The organism is Lactobacillus kefiranofaciens (assembly GCF_900103655.1).
In the GTDB taxonomy this organism is placed as follows: domain Bacteria; phylum Bacillota; class Bacilli; order Lactobacillales; family Lactobacillaceae; genus Lactobacillus; species Lactobacillus kefiranofaciens.
On the sequence record NZ_FMXC01000004.1, the window covers coordinates 38,186 to 60,186 of the forward strand.

23 protein-coding genes are annotated in these 22,001 nt (G+C 38.7%); 7 read left to right on the top strand and 16 right to left on the bottom strand.

What is annotated here, in order from left to right; genetic code table 11:
- Positions 1 to 46: 46 nt before the first annotated feature.
- The 4 genes from spxA to ykzS form a co-directional block, all read right to left on the bottom strand.
- Entirely contained in the window at positions 47 to 445 is a 399-nt protein-coding gene (gene spxA / locus BLP58_RS02925) for a transcriptional regulator SpxA (protein ID WP_013854487.1), read from the bottom strand.
- Positions 446 to 663: 218 nt separating this feature from the next.
- Positions 664 to 2,397, bottom strand: a complete 1,734-nt coding sequence (gene ptsP, locus BLP58_RS02930) for a phosphoenolpyruvate--protein phosphotransferase (protein ID WP_013854488.1) — start codon at positions 2,395 to 2,397, stop codon at positions 664 to 666.
- Positions 2,397 to 2,663, bottom strand: coding sequence for a phosphocarrier protein HPr (locus tag BLP58_RS02935; protein ID WP_003546482.1), 267 nt, complete (start codon positions 2,661 to 2,663; stop codon positions 2,397 to 2,399). Before BLP58_RS02935 ends, ptsP begins: the two co-directional genes overlap by 1 nt.
- 112 nt (positions 2,664 to 2,775) lie before the next feature.
- Positions 2,776 to 2,958, bottom strand: a complete 183-nt coding sequence (gene ykzS, locus BLP58_RS02940; protein WP_013854489.1) for a protein YkzS — start codon at positions 2,956 to 2,958, stop codon at positions 2,776 to 2,778.
- Positions 2,959 to 3,151: 193 nt separating this feature from the next.
- Here ykzS and BLP58_RS02945 point away from each other — a divergent pair, with 193 nt between their 5' ends.
- Both BLP58_RS02945 and BLP58_RS02950 read left to right on the top strand, forming a co-directional pair.
- The gene (locus BLP58_RS02945) at positions 3,152 to 5,335 is read left to right on the top strand and encodes an ATP-dependent Clp protease ATP-binding subunit (RefSeq protein WP_041817301.1); all 2,184 of its coding nucleotides are present in this window, start codon (positions 3,152 to 3,154) and stop codon (positions 5,333 to 5,335) included.
- A 134-nt stretch (positions 5,336 to 5,469) separates the two neighbouring features.
- Complete coding sequence (locus BLP58_RS02950; RefSeq protein WP_013854491.1) at positions 5,470 to 5,751, top strand: DUF1827 family protein; 282 nt, start codon at positions 5,470 to 5,472, stop codon at positions 5,749 to 5,751.
- 55 nt (positions 5,752 to 5,806) lie between these two features.
- Here BLP58_RS02950 and BLP58_RS02955 read toward each other — a convergent pair whose 3' ends face one another.
- Positions 5,807 to 7,378, bottom strand: coding sequence for a peptide chain release factor 3 (locus tag BLP58_RS02955; RefSeq protein WP_025084094.1), 1,572 nt, complete (start codon positions 7,376 to 7,378; stop codon positions 5,807 to 5,809).
- Entirely contained in the window at positions 7,378 to 8,244 is an 867-nt protein-coding gene (locus BLP58_RS02960; protein WP_013854493.1) for a hemolysin family protein, read from the bottom strand. The genes BLP58_RS02955 and BLP58_RS02960 overlap by 1 nt, the downstream gene beginning before the upstream one ends.
- A 105-nt stretch (positions 8,245 to 8,349) precedes the next feature.
- On the opposite strand from BLP58_RS02960, the gene BLP58_RS02965 reads away from it, so the two are divergent.
- Positions 8,350 to 8,811 (top strand): hypothetical protein, encoded by a 462-nt coding sequence (locus tag BLP58_RS02965; protein WP_013854494.1) that lies wholly within the window; start codon positions 8,350 to 8,352, stop codon positions 8,809 to 8,811.
- Positions 8,812 to 8,814: 3 nt separating this feature from the next.
- Here the strand turns inward: BLP58_RS02965 and BLP58_RS02970 are convergent, their stop codons facing one another.
- Positions 8,815 to 9,291, bottom strand: coding sequence for a hypothetical protein (locus BLP58_RS02970; protein ID WP_013854495.1), 477 nt, complete (start codon positions 9,289 to 9,291; stop codon positions 8,815 to 8,817).
- A 14-nt stretch (positions 9,292 to 9,305) separates the two neighbouring features.
- Positions 9,306 to 10,118, bottom strand: coding sequence for a recombination regulator RecX (gene recX, locus BLP58_RS02975; protein WP_013854496.1), 813 nt, complete (start codon positions 10,116 to 10,118; stop codon positions 9,306 to 9,308).
- A gap of 123 nt (positions 10,119 to 10,241) precedes the next feature.
- Between recX and rlmD the strand changes: the two genes are divergently transcribed.
- Entirely contained in the window at positions 10,242 to 11,624 is a 1,383-nt protein-coding gene (gene rlmD / locus BLP58_RS02980; RefSeq protein ID WP_013854497.1) for a 23S rRNA (uracil(1939)-C(5))-methyltransferase RlmD, read from the top strand.
- Between the two features lie 453 nt (positions 11,625 to 12,077).
- On the opposite strand, the gene BLP58_RS02985 is transcribed toward rlmD, so the two are convergent.
- Complete coding sequence (locus tag BLP58_RS02985; protein ID WP_013854498.1) at positions 12,078 to 12,920, bottom strand: alpha/beta hydrolase; 843 nt, start codon at positions 12,918 to 12,920, stop codon at positions 12,078 to 12,080.
- Positions 12,921 to 13,051: 131 nt separating this feature from the next.
- Between BLP58_RS02985 and BLP58_RS02990 the strand changes: the two genes are divergently transcribed.
- Positions 13,052 to 13,336 (top strand): hypothetical protein, encoded by a 285-nt coding sequence (locus BLP58_RS02990; RefSeq protein ID WP_025084093.1) that lies wholly within the window; start codon positions 13,052 to 13,054, stop codon positions 13,334 to 13,336.
- A 25-nt stretch (positions 13,337 to 13,361) separates the two neighbouring features.
- Here the strand turns inward: BLP58_RS02990 and BLP58_RS02995 are convergent, their stop codons facing one another.
- The 6 genes from BLP58_RS02995 to map all read right to left on the bottom strand — a co-directional run bounded on the left by BLP58_RS02995 (position 13,362) and on the right by map (position 19,724).
- The gene (locus BLP58_RS02995; protein ID WP_013854500.1) at positions 13,362 to 14,528 is read right to left on the bottom strand and encodes a hydroxymethylglutaryl-CoA synthase; all 1,167 of its coding nucleotides are present in this window, start codon (positions 14,526 to 14,528) and stop codon (positions 13,362 to 13,364) included.
- Positions 14,528 to 15,736, bottom strand: a complete 1,209-nt coding sequence (locus tag BLP58_RS03000; protein ID WP_013854501.1) for a hydroxymethylglutaryl-CoA reductase, degradative — start codon at positions 15,734 to 15,736, stop codon at positions 14,528 to 14,530. Before BLP58_RS03000 ends, BLP58_RS02995 begins: the two co-directional genes overlap by 1 nt.
- Entirely contained in the window at positions 15,733 to 16,896 is a 1,164-nt protein-coding gene (locus BLP58_RS03005) for a thiolase family protein (protein ID WP_013854502.1), read from the bottom strand. Before BLP58_RS03005 ends, BLP58_RS03000 begins: the two co-directional genes overlap by 4 nt.
- Positions 16,897 to 17,007: 111 nt before the next feature.
- Positions 17,008 to 17,907 (bottom strand): UTP--glucose-1-phosphate uridylyltransferase GalU, encoded by a 900-nt coding sequence (gene galU, locus BLP58_RS03010; protein WP_013854503.1) that lies wholly within the window; start codon positions 17,905 to 17,907, stop codon positions 17,008 to 17,010.
- A 63-nt stretch (positions 17,908 to 17,970) separates the two neighbouring features.
- Positions 17,971 to 18,888 carry a YihY/virulence factor BrkB family protein gene (locus tag BLP58_RS03015; RefSeq protein WP_013854504.1) on the bottom strand — a complete coding sequence of 306 codons (918 nt, stop codon included), beginning with the start codon at positions 18,886 to 18,888 and terminating at the stop codon, positions 17,971 to 17,973.
- Between the two features lie 8 nt (positions 18,889 to 18,896).
- Positions 18,897 to 19,724: a type I methionyl aminopeptidase gene (gene map, locus BLP58_RS03020; RefSeq protein ID WP_013854505.1), complete on the bottom strand. Its 828-nt coding sequence runs from the start codon at positions 19,722 to 19,724 to the stop codon at positions 18,897 to 18,899.
- Positions 19,725 to 19,867: 143 nt separating this feature from the next.
- Here map and BLP58_RS03025 point away from each other — a divergent pair, with 143 nt between their 5' ends.
- Both BLP58_RS03025 and BLP58_RS03030 read left to right on the top strand, forming a co-directional pair.
- Entirely contained in the window at positions 19,868 to 20,314 is a 447-nt protein-coding gene (locus BLP58_RS03025; protein ID WP_013854506.1) for a flavodoxin domain-containing protein, read from the top strand.
- Positions 20,307 to 20,831 carry a GtrA family protein gene (locus tag BLP58_RS03030; RefSeq protein ID WP_013854507.1) on the top strand — a complete coding sequence of 175 codons (525 nt, stop codon included), beginning with the start codon at positions 20,307 to 20,309 and terminating at the stop codon, positions 20,829 to 20,831. The genes BLP58_RS03025 and BLP58_RS03030 overlap by 8 nt, the downstream gene beginning before the upstream one ends.
- Positions 20,832 to 20,847: 16 nt before the next feature.
- Here BLP58_RS03030 and wecB read toward each other — a convergent pair whose 3' ends face one another.
- Complete coding sequence (wecB, locus tag BLP58_RS03035) at positions 20,848 to 21,990, bottom strand: non-hydrolyzing UDP-N-acetylglucosamine 2-epimerase (RefSeq protein WP_013854508.1); 1,143 nt, start codon at positions 21,988 to 21,990, stop codon at positions 20,848 to 20,850.
- Positions 21,991 to 22,001 lie beyond the last annotated feature (11 nt).

Here is a 22,001-nt window from a genome sequence, read left to right on the forward strand (position 1 = left end):
CTTGTTTAAACCAAAAGTGTTAGCTTTAACACTAACACCTTTATCTCTATAAATCTGCGATCTTTTGTGCTTCAGCCAGTTCTAGCCGCCGTACTTTTCTTGGTAAGAAACGGCGAATCTCATCTTCATTATAACCAACCTGGAGCCGACGATCGTCCATAATAATCGGTCTTCTTAATAAACTAGGATTCTTTTCTACTAAATCAAGCAACTGATCAATTGATAAATCATCTAAATTGATTTTTAACTGTTGAAAAGCTCTTGAGCGGGTAGAAATGATTTCTTCAGTACCATTTTCGGTCATACGCAAGATGTTTAACAATTCTTTTTTAGTTAAAGGCTCAGAGAAAATATTTCTTTCTTTATAAGGAATATCATGCTTTTCAAGCCAAGCTCTTGCCTTGCGACATGAGGTACAACTAGGAGATACATATAAATCTACCATAAAATCACGCTCCTCAGAACAATTATTTGTATACGTTCTTTAACTTAAAATTATTATAACATACTAACTTCTTTTTTGTAAGTGCTCATTTTATCTTCTATGTTAACTTTTGACTATATTCTAAGGATAAAACATGAATAATTTGTGAAGAAATTCTATTTTTTACTTAAAAAACAAAAAAGAGACCTTACAGTCTCTTTTCTCAATTCAATTTTGAATTACTTGTTAATCTTCTTCATCAAGTCATTAACTAACTTTTCATTTTCTTCAGCAGTTTCTGAAACGAAACATGCTTCATTAGCTAATTCTTTAAGATCCTTGGTATCGAACTTCTTCATTAAGCTTCTAATACGCAAGATTGAAGTTGCACTCATTGAGTATTCATCAAGTCCCATTGAAAGTAAAATTGGGAACATGGTGTTATCACCGGCAGCTTCACCACACATACCACACCAAATACCATTTTCATGAGCAGCATCAATAGTATGCTTGATCAAACGAAGTACTGATGGGTTATATGGTTGATACAAGTATGATACATTATCGTTACCACGGTCGGCAGCCATAGTATATTGGATCAAGTCGTTAGTACCAATTGAGAAGAAGTCAACTTCCTTAGCAAATTGATCTGCTAATACAGCAGCTGCTGGAACTTCGATCATCATACCAACTTGTAAGTTATCACCGATCTTAACGCCCTTATCAATCAACTTTTGCTTTTCGTCATTTAAGATAGCCTTAGCTTGACGAAGTTCAGCTAAAGTACCGATCATTGGGAACATGATACCAAGCTTACCGTATGCAGATGCACGAAGCAAAGCCCTTAATTGGGTACGGAAAATCTTTTCGTTCTTAAGTGAAAGACGAATAGCACGTACACCTAAGAATGGGTTCATTTCTTCTGGCAAGTCCCAGTAATCAAGGTGCTTATCACCACCAATATCCATGGTTCTGATGATAACTTGCTTACCGTTCATACCTTCGATAACCTTCTTGTAGGCTTCGAATTGGTCATCTTCGGTTGGGAAGTCTGATGAATCCATGTACAAGAACTCAGTCCTGTACAAACCAACAGCTTCAGCACCGTTTTCATGAACACCTGGCATATCGTTAGGAGTACCAATATTAGCTGCAATAGTAAATTGCTTACCATCAGCAGTTAATGAAGGTTCATCCTTCAACTTCTTCCATTCAGCCTTTTGCTTAAGGAAGTCGTCACCCTTCTTCTTGTAGTCTGTAACTTGATCATCGCTTGGAGCAATAATAGCAGCACCATCAAGACCATCATCGATCAGCATGTCGCCATTCTTAACGTCCTTGGTGATTGAATCAGTACCAACTACAGCTGGTAATTCAAGTGAACGAGCCATAATTGCTGAGTGAGCAGTACAACCACCAACATCAGTGACAAAGCCCTTAACATACTTTTTATTAAGTTGAGCAGTATCACTTGGAGTTAAGTCGTGAGCTACAACAATAACTTCATGATCAATTGAAGCTGGGTTTGGCAATCCCTTACCAAGAAGGTGAGCCATGATACGCTTTGAAACGTCACGTACATCGGCAGCACGTTCTTGCATGTATGGATTATCTGTCATCCCTTCAAAAATTTCGATGAATTTTTGAGCAGTTTCATCAAGAGCAGCTTCTGCATTAATCTTGGAGTTTTTAATTTCATTTTCGATGGCACCAGTGAATTCTGGGTCATTCAAAATCATTAAGTGAGCCTCAAAAACTTGGGCTTCTTCTTCGCCCAAACTTTCCTTAGCAGTATCACGAATTTTTTCAACTTCTGAAGTTGATTCCTTAATAGCATCATTATAACGAGCTACTTCTGAATCAACGTCATCAATTGATGACTTAGTGAATGAAAGATCAGGTTCTACAAGAAGATATGCTGGAGCAATAGCGATACCGTCACTGGCAGCAATTCCTTTTAAAGTCTTGGTCATTATTCAGCTAAACCTTCTTTTTTCATAGTGTCAGCGATTGCGTCTAATGCGTCTTTTTCGTCGTCACCTTCAGCAGTGATAGTAACATCAGCATTTTGACCAACACCAAGTGACATAACACCCATGATTGACTTCAAGTTAACTGACTTGCCATTGTATTCCAAGTTAATGTCTGAACCGAACTTTGAAGCAGCTTGTACTAAAAGAGTAGCTGGACGTGCATGAATACCTGTTTCTGCAATAATGTGAAAATCGCGTTTTTCCATTGTGAATATCTCCTTTAAATTGAAAAATTAAGCTGGTAATAAATACCCATTCGAGTACTAGATTATCATGTTTTTACGGATTAGGCAACAAAAATGTAACAGTTTACATTATTTACTTACCAGTATTGGTAGCGGTATATACAATCGCACCGCCTCTTTCAGCCCTACCAGTAATGTATTGTCTTTTACCATAATTACGAATAGTTTTCTGAAGATCGTAGGCATCTTTAGCTTCAACTTCATATTCTTTCAGCTCACCGGAAACCAATTGATCTAGAATTTTTTGATAATCCAAAAATATCACCACACTTTTAAGATTTTATAATTTTTTTACTCTTTATTCTACTATTTATATTGATTTTTCTAAAATATTAATATTTTCGTATCATTTTTCTTGTAAAAAGTAAGTATTAGATGCTTAGCACTTGACTATAAAGAGTGCTAATAATATAATTTTGTTACAGTTTAAAAGAAAGGCGGTAATGTATTTGCTTTGCCAAAATTGTCATAAGCGGCCTGCCTCTATTCATCTTTTTACCAAGGTGAATGGCCAAAGCCGTGAAATTAGTTTATGTCAACACTGTTATCAAGAATTAAGAAATCAACAAGGAAATCTAGGAAATATGAATAACGATAATAATGAATTTTTTGGCGACTTTGATGACTTATTCAACGCATTAAACGGAAATAATAACAATGCCGCAAATAATAATATGCGGGGCGAAGGCCCTAGAATGCAAATGGGTGGTGGTGCCGGCAATGGCGGTCAAGGTGGTAAAAGCCTGCTTGACCAATATGGTACCGATTTAACCGCTCTTGCTAAGAAAGGCAAAATTGATCCAGTAATTGGTCGAGATAAAGAAATCGCTCGGGTAATCGAAATCTTAAATAGAAGAACTAAAAATAATCCTGTCTTAATCGGTGAAGCCGGTGTCGGTAAAACTGCCGTAGTTGAAGAATTAGCACAAGAAATTGTTGATGGTTCTGTCCCAGCAAAATTACAAGATAAGAAAATTATTTCATTAAATGTCGTATCACTTGTTCAAGGTACGGGAATCCGTGGTCAATTTGAACAGAGAATGGAGCAATTAATCAAGGAATTGCAACAACGCGATGATATCATCCTCTTCATTGATGAAATTCATGAAATTGTCGGTGCTGGGAACGCAGAAGGTGGTATGGACGCAGGCAATATCATTAAACCCGCTTTGGCCCGTGGTGAATTGCAATTAGTCGGTGCAACCACGATTAAAGAATACCGTGATATTGAAAAAGATTCTGCTTTAGCACGGAGATTCCAACCTGTTGAAGTTAAAGAACCTTCCATTGATGAAACAATTAAGATTCTAAAAGGTATTCAAAAGCGCTACGAAGATTATCACCACGTTCGTTACACTGATGAAGCAATCGAATCAGCTGCAAAATTATCTTCGCGCTACATTCAAGACAGATTCTTGCCTGATAAAGCCATTGACTTACTTGATGAAGCTGGCTCTAGAATGAACTTAACCATCCCTTATATTGATAAGGATAAAGTTCAAGAAAGAATTAACGCTGCTGAGCAACTTAAAGAAGAAGCATTAAAGAGTGAAGATTATGAAAAAGCTGCCTACTACCGTGATCAAATTGAAAAATACGAAAAGATGAAGGATCAAAAAGTTGACCCTGATAAATCTCCGATTATTACCAATAAGGTCATGAATAAGATCGTGGAAGAAAAAACTGGCATCCCTGTAGGCGATATCCAAAAACAAGAGGAAAATCAGTTGCAGAATTTGGCTACTGATTTAAAGGCGCATGTAATTGGACAAGATAAGGCAGTTGAAAAAGTTGCCCGTGCCATTCGTCGTAACAGAATTGGTTTCAACAAGTCTGGCCGACCAATTGGCTCTTTCCTCTTTGTTGGTCCAACTGGTGTCGGTAAGACGGAATTAGCTAAGCAATTGGCTAAGCAAATGTTTGGCTCAGAGAATGCCATGATTCGATTTGATATGTCTGAATACATGGAACAATACTCAGTTTCCAAGTTAATCGGCTCCGCACCTGGTTATGTTGGCTATGAAGAAGCTGGTCAATTAACTGAACAAGTTCGTCATAACCCATACAGCTTAATTTTGCTTGACGAAATTGAAAAAGCTCACCCAGATGTATTAAATCTCTTCTTGCAAATCCTAGATGATGGTCGTTTAACTGACTCTCAAGGCAGAACAGTTTCCTTCAAGGATACGATTATTATCATGACTTCTAATGCAGGGCAAGGCATCAAGAATGCTAGTGTCGGTTTTGCGGCAGAAAACGAACAAGAAGACAAAGAATCTGCTAGAAAAGATATGTCTCAATTCTTTAAGCCAGAATTCTTAAATCGTCTAGATGATGTCATTGAGTTCAACGAATTAACTAAGCCAGATTTACTTAAGATTGTTGATTTAATGCTTAAAAACACTAATGACATGGTCAAAGACCAAGGCTTACACATTGCTGTCACTGACGCAGCTAAGGAAAAGCTAGTTGAAGAGGGCTTTAACCCTGCATTAGGTGCTCGTCCACTTCGCAGAACTATTCAAGAAGAAATTGAAGATAAAGTAGCTGATTTTAAACTCGATCATACCGACAGCAAGAACCTAAAAGCTGACGTTCAAGATGGCGAAATTGTAATTAGTGAAAATAACTAAGAAATTTTTTCAAAGCGTATGAAAGATTCCGAAACTAATCATTTCAGAATCTTTTTCTTTAAAAATAAAAAATACTTTTCAAATTGAGTTATACTAAAATTAAGAATAATAACTAAGAGAAACAGGTGAAATTCATGCATTTAATTGATGTAACCAACAACTACGCCAACTTGGTTCACAGTCAGCTCAACACTACCGATGCTAGCTATGTTAAGGTATATTCTCTCGGCAATACCTCAGTCATTTATACTGAAAGCAAGGGTGCTATCGGTATTGCACTTGAAAATCATGATCGTCGGGTGCGCGAAGACGAGATTGAATTTGTAATTAAGCGTTTGCTTAAAAATTATGACTCTTCATATACTTTAACTGTTGATAAGAGCCGCCACGTAATTGAAGTTCACGTTGACAAATAAAATTAAACCATCAAAAAAATCCTAGGAGATAAATCCTAGGATTTTTTGTTTATTCTTATAATTTCTCAGTTAATTTTACATCTGGATACTTATCACGGAAGAAGCGCTCTGCAAATTCATTTTCAAATAAGAATAATGGATTGCCATAACGATCTTTTACTAATAAGTTACGGCTGTTAGACATTGCCGGATCAAGCTGCTCTGGATCAATCCAACGCGCGACACGATGCCCAATGCTATTCATTTCAACTTCAGAATTATATTCATTCTTCATTCTAAATTGGAAAACCTCAAACTGCAACTGACCAACGGCACCCAAAATATATTCATCCGTTTGATAATTACGGTACAGTTGAATAGCACCTTCCTGCACTAACTGATTCATCCCCTTATGGAATGATTTTTGCTTCATGACGTTCTTGGCAGTTACCCGCATAAATAATTCAGGCGTAAATTCTGGAAGCGGTGGATAAACAATCTTGCGCTTGCCAGCATAAATGCTATCACCAATTTGAAAATTACCGGTATCATACAAACCAACAATATCACCGGCTACGGCATCAGACACTTGTACACGCTCGCTGGACATGAATTCTGTAGCATTGTTCAACCGAATCGGCTTGCCGGTTCTAGCTAACGTAACGTCTAATCCCTTCTTAAATTCACCACTACCAACACGCACAAAGGCAATACGATCACGGTGATGCGGATTCATATTCGCTTGGATCTTAAAGACAAAGCCGGAAAAGTCTGGATCCTCAGGACTCAATTCTTCATCACCATTAACAGTATGACTCTCTGGAGCTGGGGCTAAATCAACAAAACTATTTAAGAAAGTTTCCACCCCAAAATTGGTCAAAGCTGAACCAAAGAAGACAGGAGTTTGATCACCCAAGGCAATTTTCTCACGGTCAAACTTATTGCCAGCTTCCTTAATTAATTCAATTTCATCAAGAGTATCCTTAAATTGTGGATCTTGACTAAGAGGCTCGCTATCTGGCAAAGTGCCATCCTCATTTAATGGCAAAAAGCGGTCCTTTTCATCTTTCCGATAAAGCTCAACTCGATTATTGGCAATATCATATAACCCCTTTAAAGTCTGACCTGAGCCAATTGGCCAGTCCATTGCCACGCCTTCAATGCCAAGCAAATCTTCCAATTCCGCAATCAAATCTAGTGGCGGACGACCATCACGATCAAGCTTATTCATAAAGGTGAAAATTGGAATACCACGCTTTTTAACAACCTTGAATAATTTCTTAGTCTGGGGTTCAATACCCTTAGCCGAGTCAATCACCATGACAGCTGCGTCCACTGCCATCAAAGTACGATAGGTATCTTCAGAGAAATCCTGGTGCCCTGGCGTATCCAAGATATTGATTCGTTTGCCCTTATATTCAAACTGCATTACAGAACTAGTAACTGAGATACCACGCTTTTTTTCAATTTCCATCCAGTCACTGGTGGCGAAATTACCAGTTTTACGTGCTTTAACCGTTCCTGCTTTACGAATTACCCCACCGAACAACAGCATCTGTTCCGTAATAGTCGTCTTACCTGCGTCAGGGTGAGAAATAATTGCAAACGTTCTTCTCTTTTTAACTTTATCTGCTAACTCTTTATCCATTAGTCTGTTGTATCTTCTTCCTTTTTCGTCTTATCAACCGCTAATAAAACTGTCAGTAGCCGTGAGCCCTTCATCCTTCTGGTAGTCAAAGTCTTCCCGTCTCCAATAGCGACAGTCAGCTTTTCTCCCTTAGCTGGGATCATTTTAAGAGTATTAATCACATAGCCAGCAACAGTATCAACATTTTCCATCTCTAGATTAGTACCAAACTGTTCATTAAAATCATCTAGAGGCATTTTGCCATAAATTATATACTTATTAGGCGCAATTTGATTATAAAGAACCTCTGTATGATCGACCTCATCATCGATATCACCAACGATTTCTTCAATTACATCTTCAATCGTAGCTAATCCTGTTACGCCGCCATATTCATCAGTCAAAATAGCTAGCTGACGCTGCGTCTGCTGCATTTCCATCAGCAAATCACCTAATTCTGCCGTTTCTGGAGCAAAAAGCGGTTCATACATCACGTCATCGTAATCCAAATTTTGAAAGCCCCTCTTCTTAGCCTTACGCAGAACTGTTCTAATATGAATTACACCAATAATCTTGTCCTTATCTCGGCGATAAACAGGAATGCGTGAATAAGGCTCACGCAAAATTTCGTCTAAATTATCCTGAAAACTAACCTCTGCATCGACCATAAAGGCATCTGTCCGTGGCACCATTACCTCACGCGCCATCTTGCCTTGAAAATCCAAAATTCCCTCTAGCATCGAGAATTCAGTATCATTAATCTTATGGTTATTATGTAAAGCAATAATCTCTTTTTCTAAATGATCTTTAGTTTTCTCTTTTTTCTCACCTGACAATCGATTTTTCAGACGAGCAAAAAGATTTCCCGCTCCAGGATCACTACTCATTCTTCTACTCTCTTTCTTAAAAAATATCTTAAATAACGTTATTATAGCATAGTGCACTAGTCAGTATGTTAAAATAACCCCAAAGACTATTAGGAGGTCATCCTCATGCAAAAAAGCCATATCTTGCTTGTATTTACATTTTTATTATTAGTGCCCTATATTTGTAGCTTAACTATTATTGGCATTGGCTATAATGCTTTGGTGCTGCATTCAGCCGAAATCTACCGCACCATCATTGGCGCTTTAGTTGGTTCGATTATAATGTTTGCCGTAAAGGCAACAATCCAGCGCCCCGTTGACTTATTAGCCATGCAGACCAACGATAGTTTTCTCAAGCAGCTGCTTCGCTTTTTCAGCATTCGGCGCCGCTATCTTTTATTATTTGCTAATATTATTTTAGATTTTATCCTGTGTTTTGCTTCAACTTATCTAGTACGCGCAGTTTTAACGTTAGATCAGATTGTGGGCAGTTCAATTGGCTTTGTTTTACTAATCATGTTTGTTTCGACCTGCCTTGGGGCTTACGTCGAATATGACAATTTATCAATTGACCCGCGACAACATTAATTATTATTTACTGGCTTTCAAGTACAATATTTGGGCCAGTTTTTTTGTATCTAAATTTAGATCCCAGAGAATATATGGCGTATCACTGTCACCTAAGTTTTGATAAACGTGGATGCCGCTATCTACTATTTTCTTAGTAAAGCGTGAAACTGTACTGTTCAATGGCAAATTAAAGAAGACGATGCTTTGATTGTCTTCATCTTCTTCAGCAACCTCAGCCTTAGGCAACTCAAACTTCATTAAACCAGCTGGCGCCTCATCAACATCCGCAATTACGCCGTACCAGTACATGAAGCTGTCTGGTCCTGAAACAACCATGGCAGCACGCTTATTTTCTAAATTATTATCAGCTAAAAATTTTTGAAAAACTTCGTCATTTTCCATTTGCTGATTGGATTCCATAAAACTCTCTTGCGCATTCATCATACTATCTGGAAATGGACGACCTACAAAAATCTTCTTATCAATAGTTTTTTTCATTTTTTCTCCTCGTATTAATATTCAGCTAATTCAGCTAGATCAATAATCTCACCATTTAAAAAGGCATCAATCTCGCTTGATGAAAAGCCGTGACTAAATAAATACTTTTTGATCTTAAAATTGCGCTCACGCTCATCAAAACGACGGAAACGTTTATAAGCCTTAATGCCCTGTTTTTTCAGTGCTTCAATCTGTAAATCTTCATCTTCTGCAAGATCTAAAGCGGAAATGATCACACTACTAATTCCACTATCAAAGCCATGCATGAGCAGCTTAGTTTTCATCTTGCGCCCAAGTTCCCGCTGTGATAATTTACCCGCTTGATGAATCATCGACTTGATTACTCGCTGACCAACATTTAGCCAGTCGTTCTCATCTACTTCATCCAGTGTGTTTTGACTAAGTTCCGGATCAACGCCCTTCTGCGTTAACTTGCGTAAAAGCGACTTAGGACCATCGCTGCCCACTTGTAAATCATTTTTAATAAATAATTTAACATACTGCTGATCATCTAAGTAGCCTAATTCATTTAACTGACTAACCGCGCTATTAGCCGCTTCATCAGAAATTTCATGTTTTTTTAGATATTGCAGCACTTCAAAAACGGTTCTCGGCTCATAACTTAAAAAGTGCGCCGCTAAGTCACTAGCCTTAGCATCCGCATCAAATTGTCTGATCTCTTCAACCTGCTGATCATTTAATTCTTTGCCTTTTAATAAGACAAATTCGGCAACTGTCTTTTCACTAGCGGAAAAAGCATATTTACCGTCCAAGAAAATATTATAGCGACCTGGCCGTCTTTGTGCACTTACTTTGGTTATTAGCACTATTTTCACCTCACTATTATCTCAACTACATGCTAGCAAATTTTCGTAAAGCTTGCTAAGAACTTTTTTCAAGTAGTACAATTAAAAGTAATGTAATTAGTTTTTAGTAGAAAGAATAAGGTAATGAACAGAAAATTTTTTCATAACAAACAACATCACGAAAAAGATGTCATTATTACCATTAAGCGTTTAGGCATCAATGGCGAAGGCATCGGTTATTACAAGAAGAAGATCATCTTTATTCCCGGTGCGCTTCCTGACGAAGTAGTTGTAGCTAAGATCATTAAGAACTACCCACACTACATTCAAGCTGAGTTAGTTCGCATTAAAGAAAAAAGTCCTGACCGCGTGCCGTTTCCAGAGGGCGTCAACCCTGAGATTGGTGGCCTGGAGCTAGCTCATCTGTCTTATGACAAGCAACTAGAATTTAAACGCAATAATATGTTAGAGTCCTTGCGCAAATACCACCCTAGAAATTATAGCAAGTACAAGGTCAAGAAGACCATTGCTGCTCCAGATCCATGGCATTACCGTAATAAGGCCCAGTACCAAATTGAAGATGTTCGTGGCAATCTCAAGCTTGGTTTATTTGCACCAAATTCTCACCACTTGATTGATCTACCTAAGATGCCAACTCAAAGTGAAGACACGCAAAAAACAGAGCGTGCCATTAAGGCCTTGATTGAAAAGCTTCACGTACCAGTTGCCAATTACTTCAAGCATCTACCTGGCATCAAAACAGTAGTCGTACGTCAATCCGAAGCCACTAAGGAAATTCAAGTTACTCTAATTACCATTGACCATAAAATTAAGAACTTAATTCCCCTGGCTAAAGAAATCATGCAGCTCGATCATGTCGTTAGCGTTTATCAAAACGAAACAGAATGGCAAAATCCACAAGTCTGGGGCAATAAAACCGAAAAACTGTTAGGTAAGAATCAAATTACTGAGGAAATCTTAGGCAAAAAATTTGCCTTGTCTCCTCGAGCATTTTTCCAGCTTAATCCGGTTCAAACTGTCAACCTCTATTCAGAGGCATTGAAATACCTCGATTTAACTCCAGATCAGACATTAATTGATGCCTATAGTGGTGTAGGTACCTTAGGAATTTTAGCTGCTGATAGAGTTAAACAAGTAGTCGGAATCGAAACTATTCCTGAAGCAGTTAGAGATGCTCAACATAATGTAGAATTAAATCATGTTAAGAATGCAGAATACATTCAAGGTAGTACTGAAAAAGTTTTGCCAGAATTGCAAAATAGCGGCGTGCCAATTGATGCCTTAATTGTAGACCCACCAAGAACCGGCTTGGCTAAGAACTTGATTAAGACCATCTTGCGTGTTAAGCCACAAACTTTCGTTTACATTTCATGCAACCCATCGACCTTAGCCCAAGATCTAGTTTTACTAAGTGAGGCCTATGACGTGCGCTTAATTCAAAACGTTGATATGCTGCCACAGACACCACGCTGTGAAGCAATTGCAAAATTAGTTCTAAGAAAATAATTAAGTCCTAGTCGAAATGACTAGGCTTTTTTGCATACAAAAAGCGACCGCCGGACGATTTCCTGTCTCTTAGCAGCCGCAATTCAAGTGGATGAGGTAGCTCATCAATTGATAGTCACGATTTTTAATTGTTTGGTATGTGTAAAACAATGGCATTATCGCAACCAATATTAACATTCACTTGTTCGGGTCTTTACATAAAACGTAACTTTTTAATGAATTGGAGTTTTGCGAACAGCCATTGAAAATAAATTAGTAGTTAAATTATTTATGGCTGACACCTCTACATATAGAGAATCTTTTAAGTATCCAATAATAATACAATTCTGGAGATAAAAACTTATTGTAATTTATATCTGCTAACTTTAATTTCTACCTATTCCACATTTCCCATTATATCCGCTTATGTAACCGCTTGCAAGAAATTAATCAATATATTTTGCTAAAAATGCATCAACCTGCCGCTGGTATTCCGTATAATACATGGGCAGCGACATTGCATGACCAGCTAAAGGGGGCAATCCAAAGTTTCTTAGGAGCAGTCGTGGCAGCATAATTTTGATAAACCATTTTAGTAGGCACGAAGTGATCTTTACCACCATGAATAAACAAAAATGGGCGCGTATTCTTTTTTAATTGCTGAACACAAGATGCCTGCCCTAGGAAAAAGCCATTTTTTATTCGATTAATTTCACTAACCAAACTAACTAAACATTTTCCAGCTGCTGGTTTTAAATTCACCAAATTAGCCGCTTGATAAAGTACTTCTTCCTTCACGTTGGAATAGCCACAATCTTCGATGAAGGCTTTAACTTGCACCGGTAATTTCATTCCACTGACCATCATGGCTGTAGCACCGCCCATGCTCTGGCCCATGACCACGATTTTACTACTTTGTCCTATACGTGCAATTATTTCGTTAATCCACTGCAAGATATCTGCTTTTTCAACCCAACCATAACCAATGTAATTACCTTGACTTTTGCCATGCGCGCGTGCATCCGGCAACAAGACCTTATAACCTAGATCATAGAATAACTTGGCAAAACCGGCCATGCTATCGCCATCAGCCATAAAACCATGCAATAAGATGACGCTCTTTGCGGTATGGTGGTCAAGATAACTAGCAAATAATTTGAGGCCATTTGGCGTTTTAATCAACCAGTCCTCTTTAGGGAATTTCTTAAACCAATTTTTTTGACTAAAAAGAGCATCGGTTCCTAAGATTTCTTTAGAATCTGGCTGTTTATTATATGGTGTCATGGCAAACTTAAAAAAATAATCACCGGCTGTCAAAATACCCGCTCCTGCCAAACAACACGTCGCTAAAAATAGTTTCTTCTTCAATTTGAGCACTTCCAACTTAATTTAATCAGTTTTAAACTATAATTGATTATAGTTTAATTTTTACCAACTTAGATATCAAAATGCGTTTAACAGATTTACTTCAACTTATTGACGATTTAAATATTAATACTGCTCTTTATTTCAAAAATGAGGAACGCCTCTATCCGCTAAGCAAATTAACCATCGAAAATGGTCGGTGCTTGCTACACGTGGGCCCAAGAGCAATGACTAAGGCCAAACTAATTAAAATCGTCGGCCACATGCATGGTCGTGGCATCCCCTTATTAATAAAAATTCAAGAACGAGAAATTCACATCTTTGGTTTGCAAATCAAAGAAGACAATGGCACAGTGATCCTAATGTAAAAAGCCAGGACAATCCTGGCCTTTTTTATATTATTTTCTTATATTGGCGAATATGATCGCGCAGACCAGCAAAATACCAAGTCCCCACTTCATCATCACTAGTTAATTCTTGACCATCCGCAGGATCTGTCAACGCCTCATTAAAGATATGCTCATATTCTGGAATACTAAGTTTTTGGCGACGATTAAGCATCTTCTCATCAGCTGCTCGATCGAGTTCCTGTTCATAGCCAGCCACTAACTTGCCACTATAGAACTCCGCCATCGCACCTGAACCATATGAGAATAATCCTACTAACGAACCGGCAGACAAATTGCCATTTTCAAGTAGGCTTAATAAACTTAAATACAAAGAAGCGGTGTAAATATTGCCTACCCTATTCGACAATAATTTAGAGGACTCAAAACTAGACTGCAGCTTTTTAGTGTTTGTTTCATCCTGATCTGCCACTGCAATTCTATTAGCTTTTAATCCCATCTTAGTAAAAGGCAAGTGATAAATAATTGCAGCGAAATCTTTAGTTGCTAAATCCTTTTGTTTCTTATAATCTGCAAAAGTCTTTTTAAAGAAATCCAAATAAATCTGCGTTGAATATTTGCCATCAACCAAAGCCACGCGTGAATCATTGGGCCGCCAGAAATCATTGATGTCCTCACTATAAGCACTATGGCCATTATTCAGGGCTAGAATGCTTGGAGTGGCCTTAACTAGCATACTTATACTACCCGCACCTTGCGTCACTTCTCCACGCGTTTTAACGCCATAACGTGCAATATCACTGCCGATCACAATTGCAGTTTGTTCAGGATGAACTCTGACAAAATCACGAGCTACCATCAAAGCCACAGTTAACCCAAAGCAGGCTTCCTTGACTTCAAAAGTTCGTACTTCTGGTTTTAGCTTCAAAGCAGTTTTAACAAATAATGAGGCTGACTTAGACTGATCAATCCCGCTTTCAGTACCCAAAACCAGTAACCCCACCTTGTCTTTATCAATTCGGTCTAGGTACCGTAAAGTCGCGTTGATCCCCATTGAAACTGCATCCTGAGTCTGATCAGCCACGCTCATTTCACTTTGACCAATTCCAATTAAGAATTTATTGGGATCCTGGTTTCTCGCGTGAGCTAAGTCTACCATGTCCACATATTTATTAGGCGTAAAAAAGCCAATCTTATCAATCCCTACTTGCATTATTTGTCCTTTCTTATTTCTTGTAAAATCTTTCTAGCGTAGCTTTCTGAATAATCCTTGCGCGCGATCATTTCGGCTAAAACCTGCTTTTTTTCATCAGCATTAGCATCTAGCTCCGTGACAAAATTGCGGGCTTGCAATTTCATATGTCCTGCCTGAATACCGACCGTAGAAATCGCTAATAAGGCGGCCAAATTGTTGGCCAGTGCCACTCCAGTGATTATTTCGGCCAATTGCTTACTAGTAACTTGCCCTAAAATTGCAAAACTTTGCTGGACATCTTCACGTGCCTTGATTGACCCGCCAACTACGCCAATCGCCATTGGCAAAGTCAATTCACCTACCAATAGGCCATCTTCCATCGTCCACTTGGATAAACTACGATATTGACCAGTCTGGCTAGCTAAAACCGCCGTCGCGCTTTCAATTGCACGATAATCATTGCCTGTAGCTAATAAAACTGCATCAGCACCATTCATAATGCCCTTATTATTTGTTACCGCCCGGTAAGGATCTTCATAGCCAATCTTGCTTAACAGAGCAATTCGCTCGGCCACTCGTTTTCCGCCCAACGTTGCGGGATCTAATTTAACCTTAGCGGTAGTCAATTGACTAGAATAATTAGATAAAATAGCAAACAACTTTTCAGCAACTCCAGGCAGCTCTACTAACTTAGTACTTAAGAATTCTAGAATTGAATTGGTTTTATTAGCCCCCATCGCTTCAGCGGGATCAACCAGCACTCTGAGATAAACTAACTTATTGATTTGCTTAGCAGTAATTTCTCTGGTGCCACCACCGTGCTTAACTAAACTAGCAAATTTTTGATTAGCCAAAGCAATTAAATGGGGAAAGGCATTCTCCAACTCAGCTAAGACAAAATCGTCATTCACCCGCAAAACTATTTGACCATAAATTCCATCTCGCTTGCTTACTGCCTGAACACCGCCATTTTGAGCGAAAATATTTGTTCCATGATTAGCTGCTGCCACCACGGATGGTTCTTCTACAGTCATCGGTACCCAATACTTGTGTCCATTAACCTGCAAGTTCTGCACCACCCCTAAAGGCAGGCGCAATTGACCAATCACGTTTTCACTTAATTGATCTAAACGCGCGAGCACCTGATCGTCAATTTTTTCTAACTTAATTCCTTCACTTTGCAAAATTTCTCGTCTTTGCTTAGGCGTTAATTGATAAAATTTCATTCTACATTTTCGATTTCATAAGCAATTGCCTGTCCGCCACCAATACATAAGGTAACCAGCGCGCGCTGAGCATTGCGATACTTTAACCCGCTAATTGCAGAAGCGATTAAACGCGTCCCAGTTGCTCCTAATGGGTGACCTAGCGCAATCGCTCCACCCATGATGTTCAAGCGCTCAGCAGGAATAGCTAAATCACGAGCTACTGCTACGCTTTGAGCGGCAAAGGCTTCATTTAATTCCACAATATCATAATCGGTAATCGAACGACCCGTATTTTGCAGCATTTTTTTTACGGCAAAATATGGCGTATAACCCATATATGCAGGATCAAAGCCAGCTTCAGTAAAGTTGCCTAACTTGGCAATAGGTTTTAACCCTAATTCAGTCACTTTTTCCTTGGTAGCTAGAACTAACATGCTAGCCCCATCCGTTAGAGGCGAGGAATTACCTGCAGTCACTAGGCCATTCTCCTTAAACACCGGCTTTAGTTTACCTAATGCTTCTAATGTAGTATCTGGGCGAATCAGCTCATCATGATCCAATTTTTTTCCATTAAGTTCAATTGGCAAAATTTCATTTTTAAAAAAGCCCGATTTAACAGCTGCAGTTGCCTTTTGATGTGAACGCAAGCTGAATTTGTCCATTTCCTGACGAGAAACATGGTATCTCTCAGCTACATTTTCAGCCGTCATTCCCATATGCTCATTAGAAAAAGCATCCATTAAACCATCATTGATTATTGAACTAATTAAGTGCTTGTCTGGGTGATCCTTATCCTCTTTTTTCACTAAATAAGGTGCCCGAGTCATGCTTTCGCTGCCACCAACAGCTACCAAGCCTAGGTCGCCCAGCTCCATTTGTCCTTGAGCTAAACGAACAGCCTTTATGCTAGAGCCACACACTTCATTAATTGTCACTGCAGCGGATTCTTGCCTCATCCCTGAGTAAAGTGCTACTTGCCGCGCAACATTTTCGCCTAAACCGCTACTAAGCACGTTCCCCATAAATAATGCTTCTACATCTTGCGGATCAATATTGCCTGCGGCTAAGGTGCCTTTAAGCGCCATTACTCCTAAGTCTGTTGCCGTCACATTCTTAAAAAAGCCACGATATTTGCCAAATGGCGTTCTCTTGGCTGCCACAATATAAATATCTTTCATCTATTTCTTCTCCATCAATGAATTTTTAATACTAAAATCATACCAAAAAAATATTAAGGAAAACATAAAAAGACTACAAACGCGTAGTCCCTTGATAACTTTATTAATTTTTTACTTCTTTTTCTTATCTTCAGCTTCAAATTTCTTGGATAAATGCTTGATGTATTCACGCAGTTGATCCTTGATCTCTGGGTGCTTCAAGCCATATTCAATTGAAGTTTCCAGGTAGCCTTCCTTGTTGCCGACATCATGACGTTCACCTTTAAAGACATGAGCAAAGACACGTTGGGTCTTGTTCATTGTATCAATGGCATCAGTCAATTGAATCTCGCCACCACGTCCAGGCTTTTGATTTGCTAAAATGTCAAAAATTTCTGGTGTTAATAAATATCTACCAATAATCGCGTAATCACTTGGTGCCTTATCTACATCTGGCTTTTCTACAAATGACTTAACATTGATTAAACCAGGCATGATTGCATTTTCAGGCTCAATAATGCCATACTTGGAGACTTCTTCGTGAGGCACTTGCATTACGGCAATAGTAGAAGCATGGGTCTTATTGTAGCGGTCAATTAATTGCTTAGTTAATGGCACCTTGTCGTCCATTAGGTCATCACCCAGCATAACTACGAATGGTTCATCACCAACGAAGCTGCGAGCACGGAAAATGGCATCCCCCAAGCCTGCTGGATGGGGTTGTCTGGTGTAATACAAGTTAACGCCTAGATGGGTAATCCCTTGCGTTAACTTAAGCAACTCATCCTTACCTTTTTCTGCCAAATCTTGTTCAAGTTCTGGATTAGAGTCGAAGTGATCCTCAATTGGTCGCTTATTCTTACCAATAACGATTAAAATATCCTCAATCCCAGACTTCTTAGCCTCTTCAACGATGAATTGAATTGTTGGCTTATCTACGATTGGCAACATTTCCTTAGGTAAGGCCTTAGTTGCAGGTAAAAAACGCGTACCTAATCCGGCTGCCGGAATAACAGCTTTTCTTACTTTCATATATGCACACTTTCTTTTTTTCAATCTTTATAAAATAATCATAGCAAATTTTAGTTTAATTCACTACTTTCGCTGGTGTCTTTTATCCTGAATGTAACTTGCAATTCTACCAGCTGAATATTCTAACTCACCCACACGATTGTGAATAATTGCCGCGTTAACGCCAACTCCGAGTAAAAATAGCCAAGCTGATAAGTTTAGCCATAACATGAAAATGATAAAAGTCCCCACAATACCGTAATTCTCCCAGCTAATGGGAAAATTATGCAGATAAAAACTAAATAAAAATGATAAAGCTAACCAGCCTACTACCGTAACCAAGACCCCAGGCCAGATGACCCTCTTCTTGAGCTTGATATTTGGCAAAACATAGTTTAAATAGGCAACTGCCAAGATTATTACCAATAAAACTACCGGATAACGATAACTAAAAATCTTATTAATCTCCGTTAACGGCAAATGGAAAATAGGACCAAGAAATTCTAATAATTGTTGCCCAAAAACTAGGACAATGCTGACAGCGGTAAAAAAGATAATCATCAATGCGGTAAAGAGCACTGTCAGCACTCTTGTCCAAATAAAATTAAGCATCGACAATTTCAGTTCCACTTGATGCACGCCATAGAGCCGATTCTCACCTAAACGAATTGCATTAACTAAATTCGAAAATGACCAAATCGCTAAGATAATACCAAAGGAAATATATCCGGTTGAGGTCGTTTTCAATAGCGAATTAATCATCGGCAGAACAAAACTAGCTACCTTATCTGGAAAGACTAGGTTTAAGTATTCCGCAATCGGCGAAGTGTCGATGCGAAACAAAGGTAAAACATTTCCGATAATAATGATAATTGGAAAAATCGAGAATAAAATATAGTAAGCAATTACAATTGAGCCGTTGGATATTTCACCCTGCGAAATTGTACTGCGCAAAGTTAAAATAAATTGACTAAATTTATGACCTAGCTTCTGCTTTTTCATTCAAGGACCTAATCATCCATTTCATCAAAATGAGGGATGTACTTTTCTAGGCCATCGTAAGGGTGCTGCAAAGTTAAAATCTTAGGACCGCCCTTAGTAATTGCAAAGGTATGTTCAAATTGGGCCGCATTTGAACCATCTGGAGTTGCATAGTAAACCCAATCATCGTTAGGATCATCAACAGTTCTTTGATCAATATGCCAATCGCCACCTGCTTCAACCATTGGTTCACAAGTAATGGTCATGCCTTCACGTAAGCGGATACCATGACCAGCCTTACCCCAATGTGGTACTTCTGGGTCTTCATGAATTGAAGGTTGAATACCGTGACCAATTAATTCACGCACATCGCCATAATGGTTCTCGTCTTCAACCCAATGTTGGATTGCAGCACCAATGTCACCAATACGGTTGCCTAAAACGGCTTGATCAATACCAAGATACATTGCCTTCTTGGTGACTTCGATTAACTTTTTGTCAGCATCTGAAATTTTGCCAACTGGATAAGTAGTACATGAGTCGGATTCATAGCCATTTAAATTGCAGGTAACATCAACCTTAACAATGTCGCCTTCCTTTAAGATACGATCTTTTCTTGGCGTTTGGTGGGCAATCTCATCATTAACTGAGATACAAGTACCATACTTGTAGCCTTCAAAGCCTTGTTCTGAAAGACGGCCACCACGACTCTTAACGAATTTTTGACAAAATTCTTCGATTTCCCAGGTTGAAATACCTGGCTTAATTACATCGCGCAAGCCTTCAAACATGGTAGCAAGCAAATGTCCGGAAGCTTGCATCCCCTTAAGTTCACGAATTGATTTAATAGTAATCAAAATTATTTCTCCTTTTTCAAATATTTTATTTCTTATTATAACGTTTTATTGAATATTTTTAAAAGTTTAGCAAAACTTCGTTAAAATCTCTTAGTTTCATGTATAATAAATCACGTATACTGCAGTGAAAGGTATGGATAATCATGAAAGCAAGAATTGTCTACGCCAGCATGACTGGCAACGATGAAGATATGGCAGATATTTTAGAAGAAGATCTTCAAGATTATGGCTTTGACGTTGAAACTAGCGATGTAGGTTTTACTGACGCCAGCGATTATTTAGAATCTGATCTTTGTATTTTCGTCACCTATACTTATGGTGAAGGTGCAATGACCGATGAACTAGCAGACTTTTATGATGAATTAAAAGAACTAGATCTCACAGGCAAATACTTCGCCGTGATGGGATCCGGCGACAAGACTTATGGCGAGCATTTTTGCGAAAATGTTTTTGATTACGAAAAAGCATTTAAGGCATGTGGCGCTAAAGAAATTACCAAGCCTGTCACGATTGAAAACGCACCAGATGATGCTGCGATCGATTTAATCGACCAAGCAGCTGAGGAAATGAATGATCAACTAAATGGCTAAAAATAAAAAAAAAGTCACGGCAATTGATCAAGCGCAGATTCGCCAATTAGGTCAAAAGTTAATCAAGCGTCACCGTAATTTATGGGTGTACATGATTTTTGGATTTGTCGCTGCCTTAATCAATACTCTTGTCTTCATGGTGCTGCATTCCTGGTGGCACAGTGTAATGGTGATTTCTAATACTATCGCCTTCATTGTCTCTAATCTTGTCTCTTTTTATTTTAATCAGAAGGCAGTTTTTATTAACAATGTAGATCATGAACACACTACGTGGCATAAATTAATCGTATTTTTCACTTACCGCATTATCAGTTTGATCCCTGATACATTGATTATGTTGGTCGGCTTATCCTGGCTTCATCTCAATGCTCTGCTAGTCAAGATTATCGATCAAGTTTTAGTAGGGGTATTTAACTACCTTACTACCAGATCCGTCTTTCAAAAACAAGAACATACAATGATTGAACGCGCGAAAATGCGACTTCAAGAACAAAAGCAAAAAAGAAACGGTAAATAATCCGTTTCTTTTTTATTTATTCAAAATCTTTTGGTTTTTGCACTGTCTTTTTATTAAAGTAATAGTAAATATCATCCATGATACGGTCGCTAGCATGACCATCACCATACGGATTCTTAGCATTAGCCATTTTCTCATAGGCTGCTTTATTTTCAAGCAGTTCCAGCATGCTCTCGCGCACTTGCTCTACCTGAGTGCCCACCAGCTTTAAAGTACCAGCTTTCACCCCTTCTGGCCGCTCAGTTGTATCGCGCAATACCAAAACTGGCTTGCCCAAGCTTGGTGCTTCTTCCTGCACGCCGCCAGAATCAGTCATGATAAAGTAGCTGCGCTTAGCTAAATTATGAAAATCGACTACGTCCAATGGTTCAATCAAATGAATCCGGGGATCACCGCCTAAAACCTCATTGGCAACCTTTTGTACTCTGGGTGATAAGTGCACTGGATAAATTATTTCTACATCATCATGGCTGTCAATTACTTGCCGCATGACCTTAAATACCCGGCGCATTGGTTCACCTTGATTTTCGCGTCGGTGCATGGTTACCAAAATCACCTTATTCCCTGGTGTAATCTCATCCATGACTGCGTGATGATAATCTTTTTGCACGGTTTGCTCCAAAGCATCGATTGCAGTATTACCGGTGACAAAAATATTTTCCGCATGATGATTTTCTTTTAACAAATTACTCTTAGATAATTCAGTTGGAGCGAAATACAAGTCAGCCAAATCATCAGTCATTTGCCGGTTCATCTCTTCAGGATAAGGGGAATACTTATTCCACGTTCTAAGACCAGCTTCAACATGACCTAATGTCGTCTGCTGATAAAAAGTGGCTAAGCTAGCTGCAAAACTGGTCGTCGTATCGCCATGTACCAACACAATATCTGGTTTTTCTTCTTTAATCACCTTAGATAAATCAATCATCACCTTGGAAGTAATATCTTCCAACGTTTGATTCTTGTGCATGATGTTGAAATCATAGTCTGGCTTAATTTTAAAAATATTTAGCACCTGGTCCAACATTTCCCTATGCTGCGCACTAACAACTGTTACCTCGTCGAAACGTTTATCCTTTTTTAATTTCAAGACTAACGGTGCCATTTTGATAGCCTCTGGTCTCGTGCCAAAGACCGTCATTACCTTTATTTTGTCCATAATATTTCCTC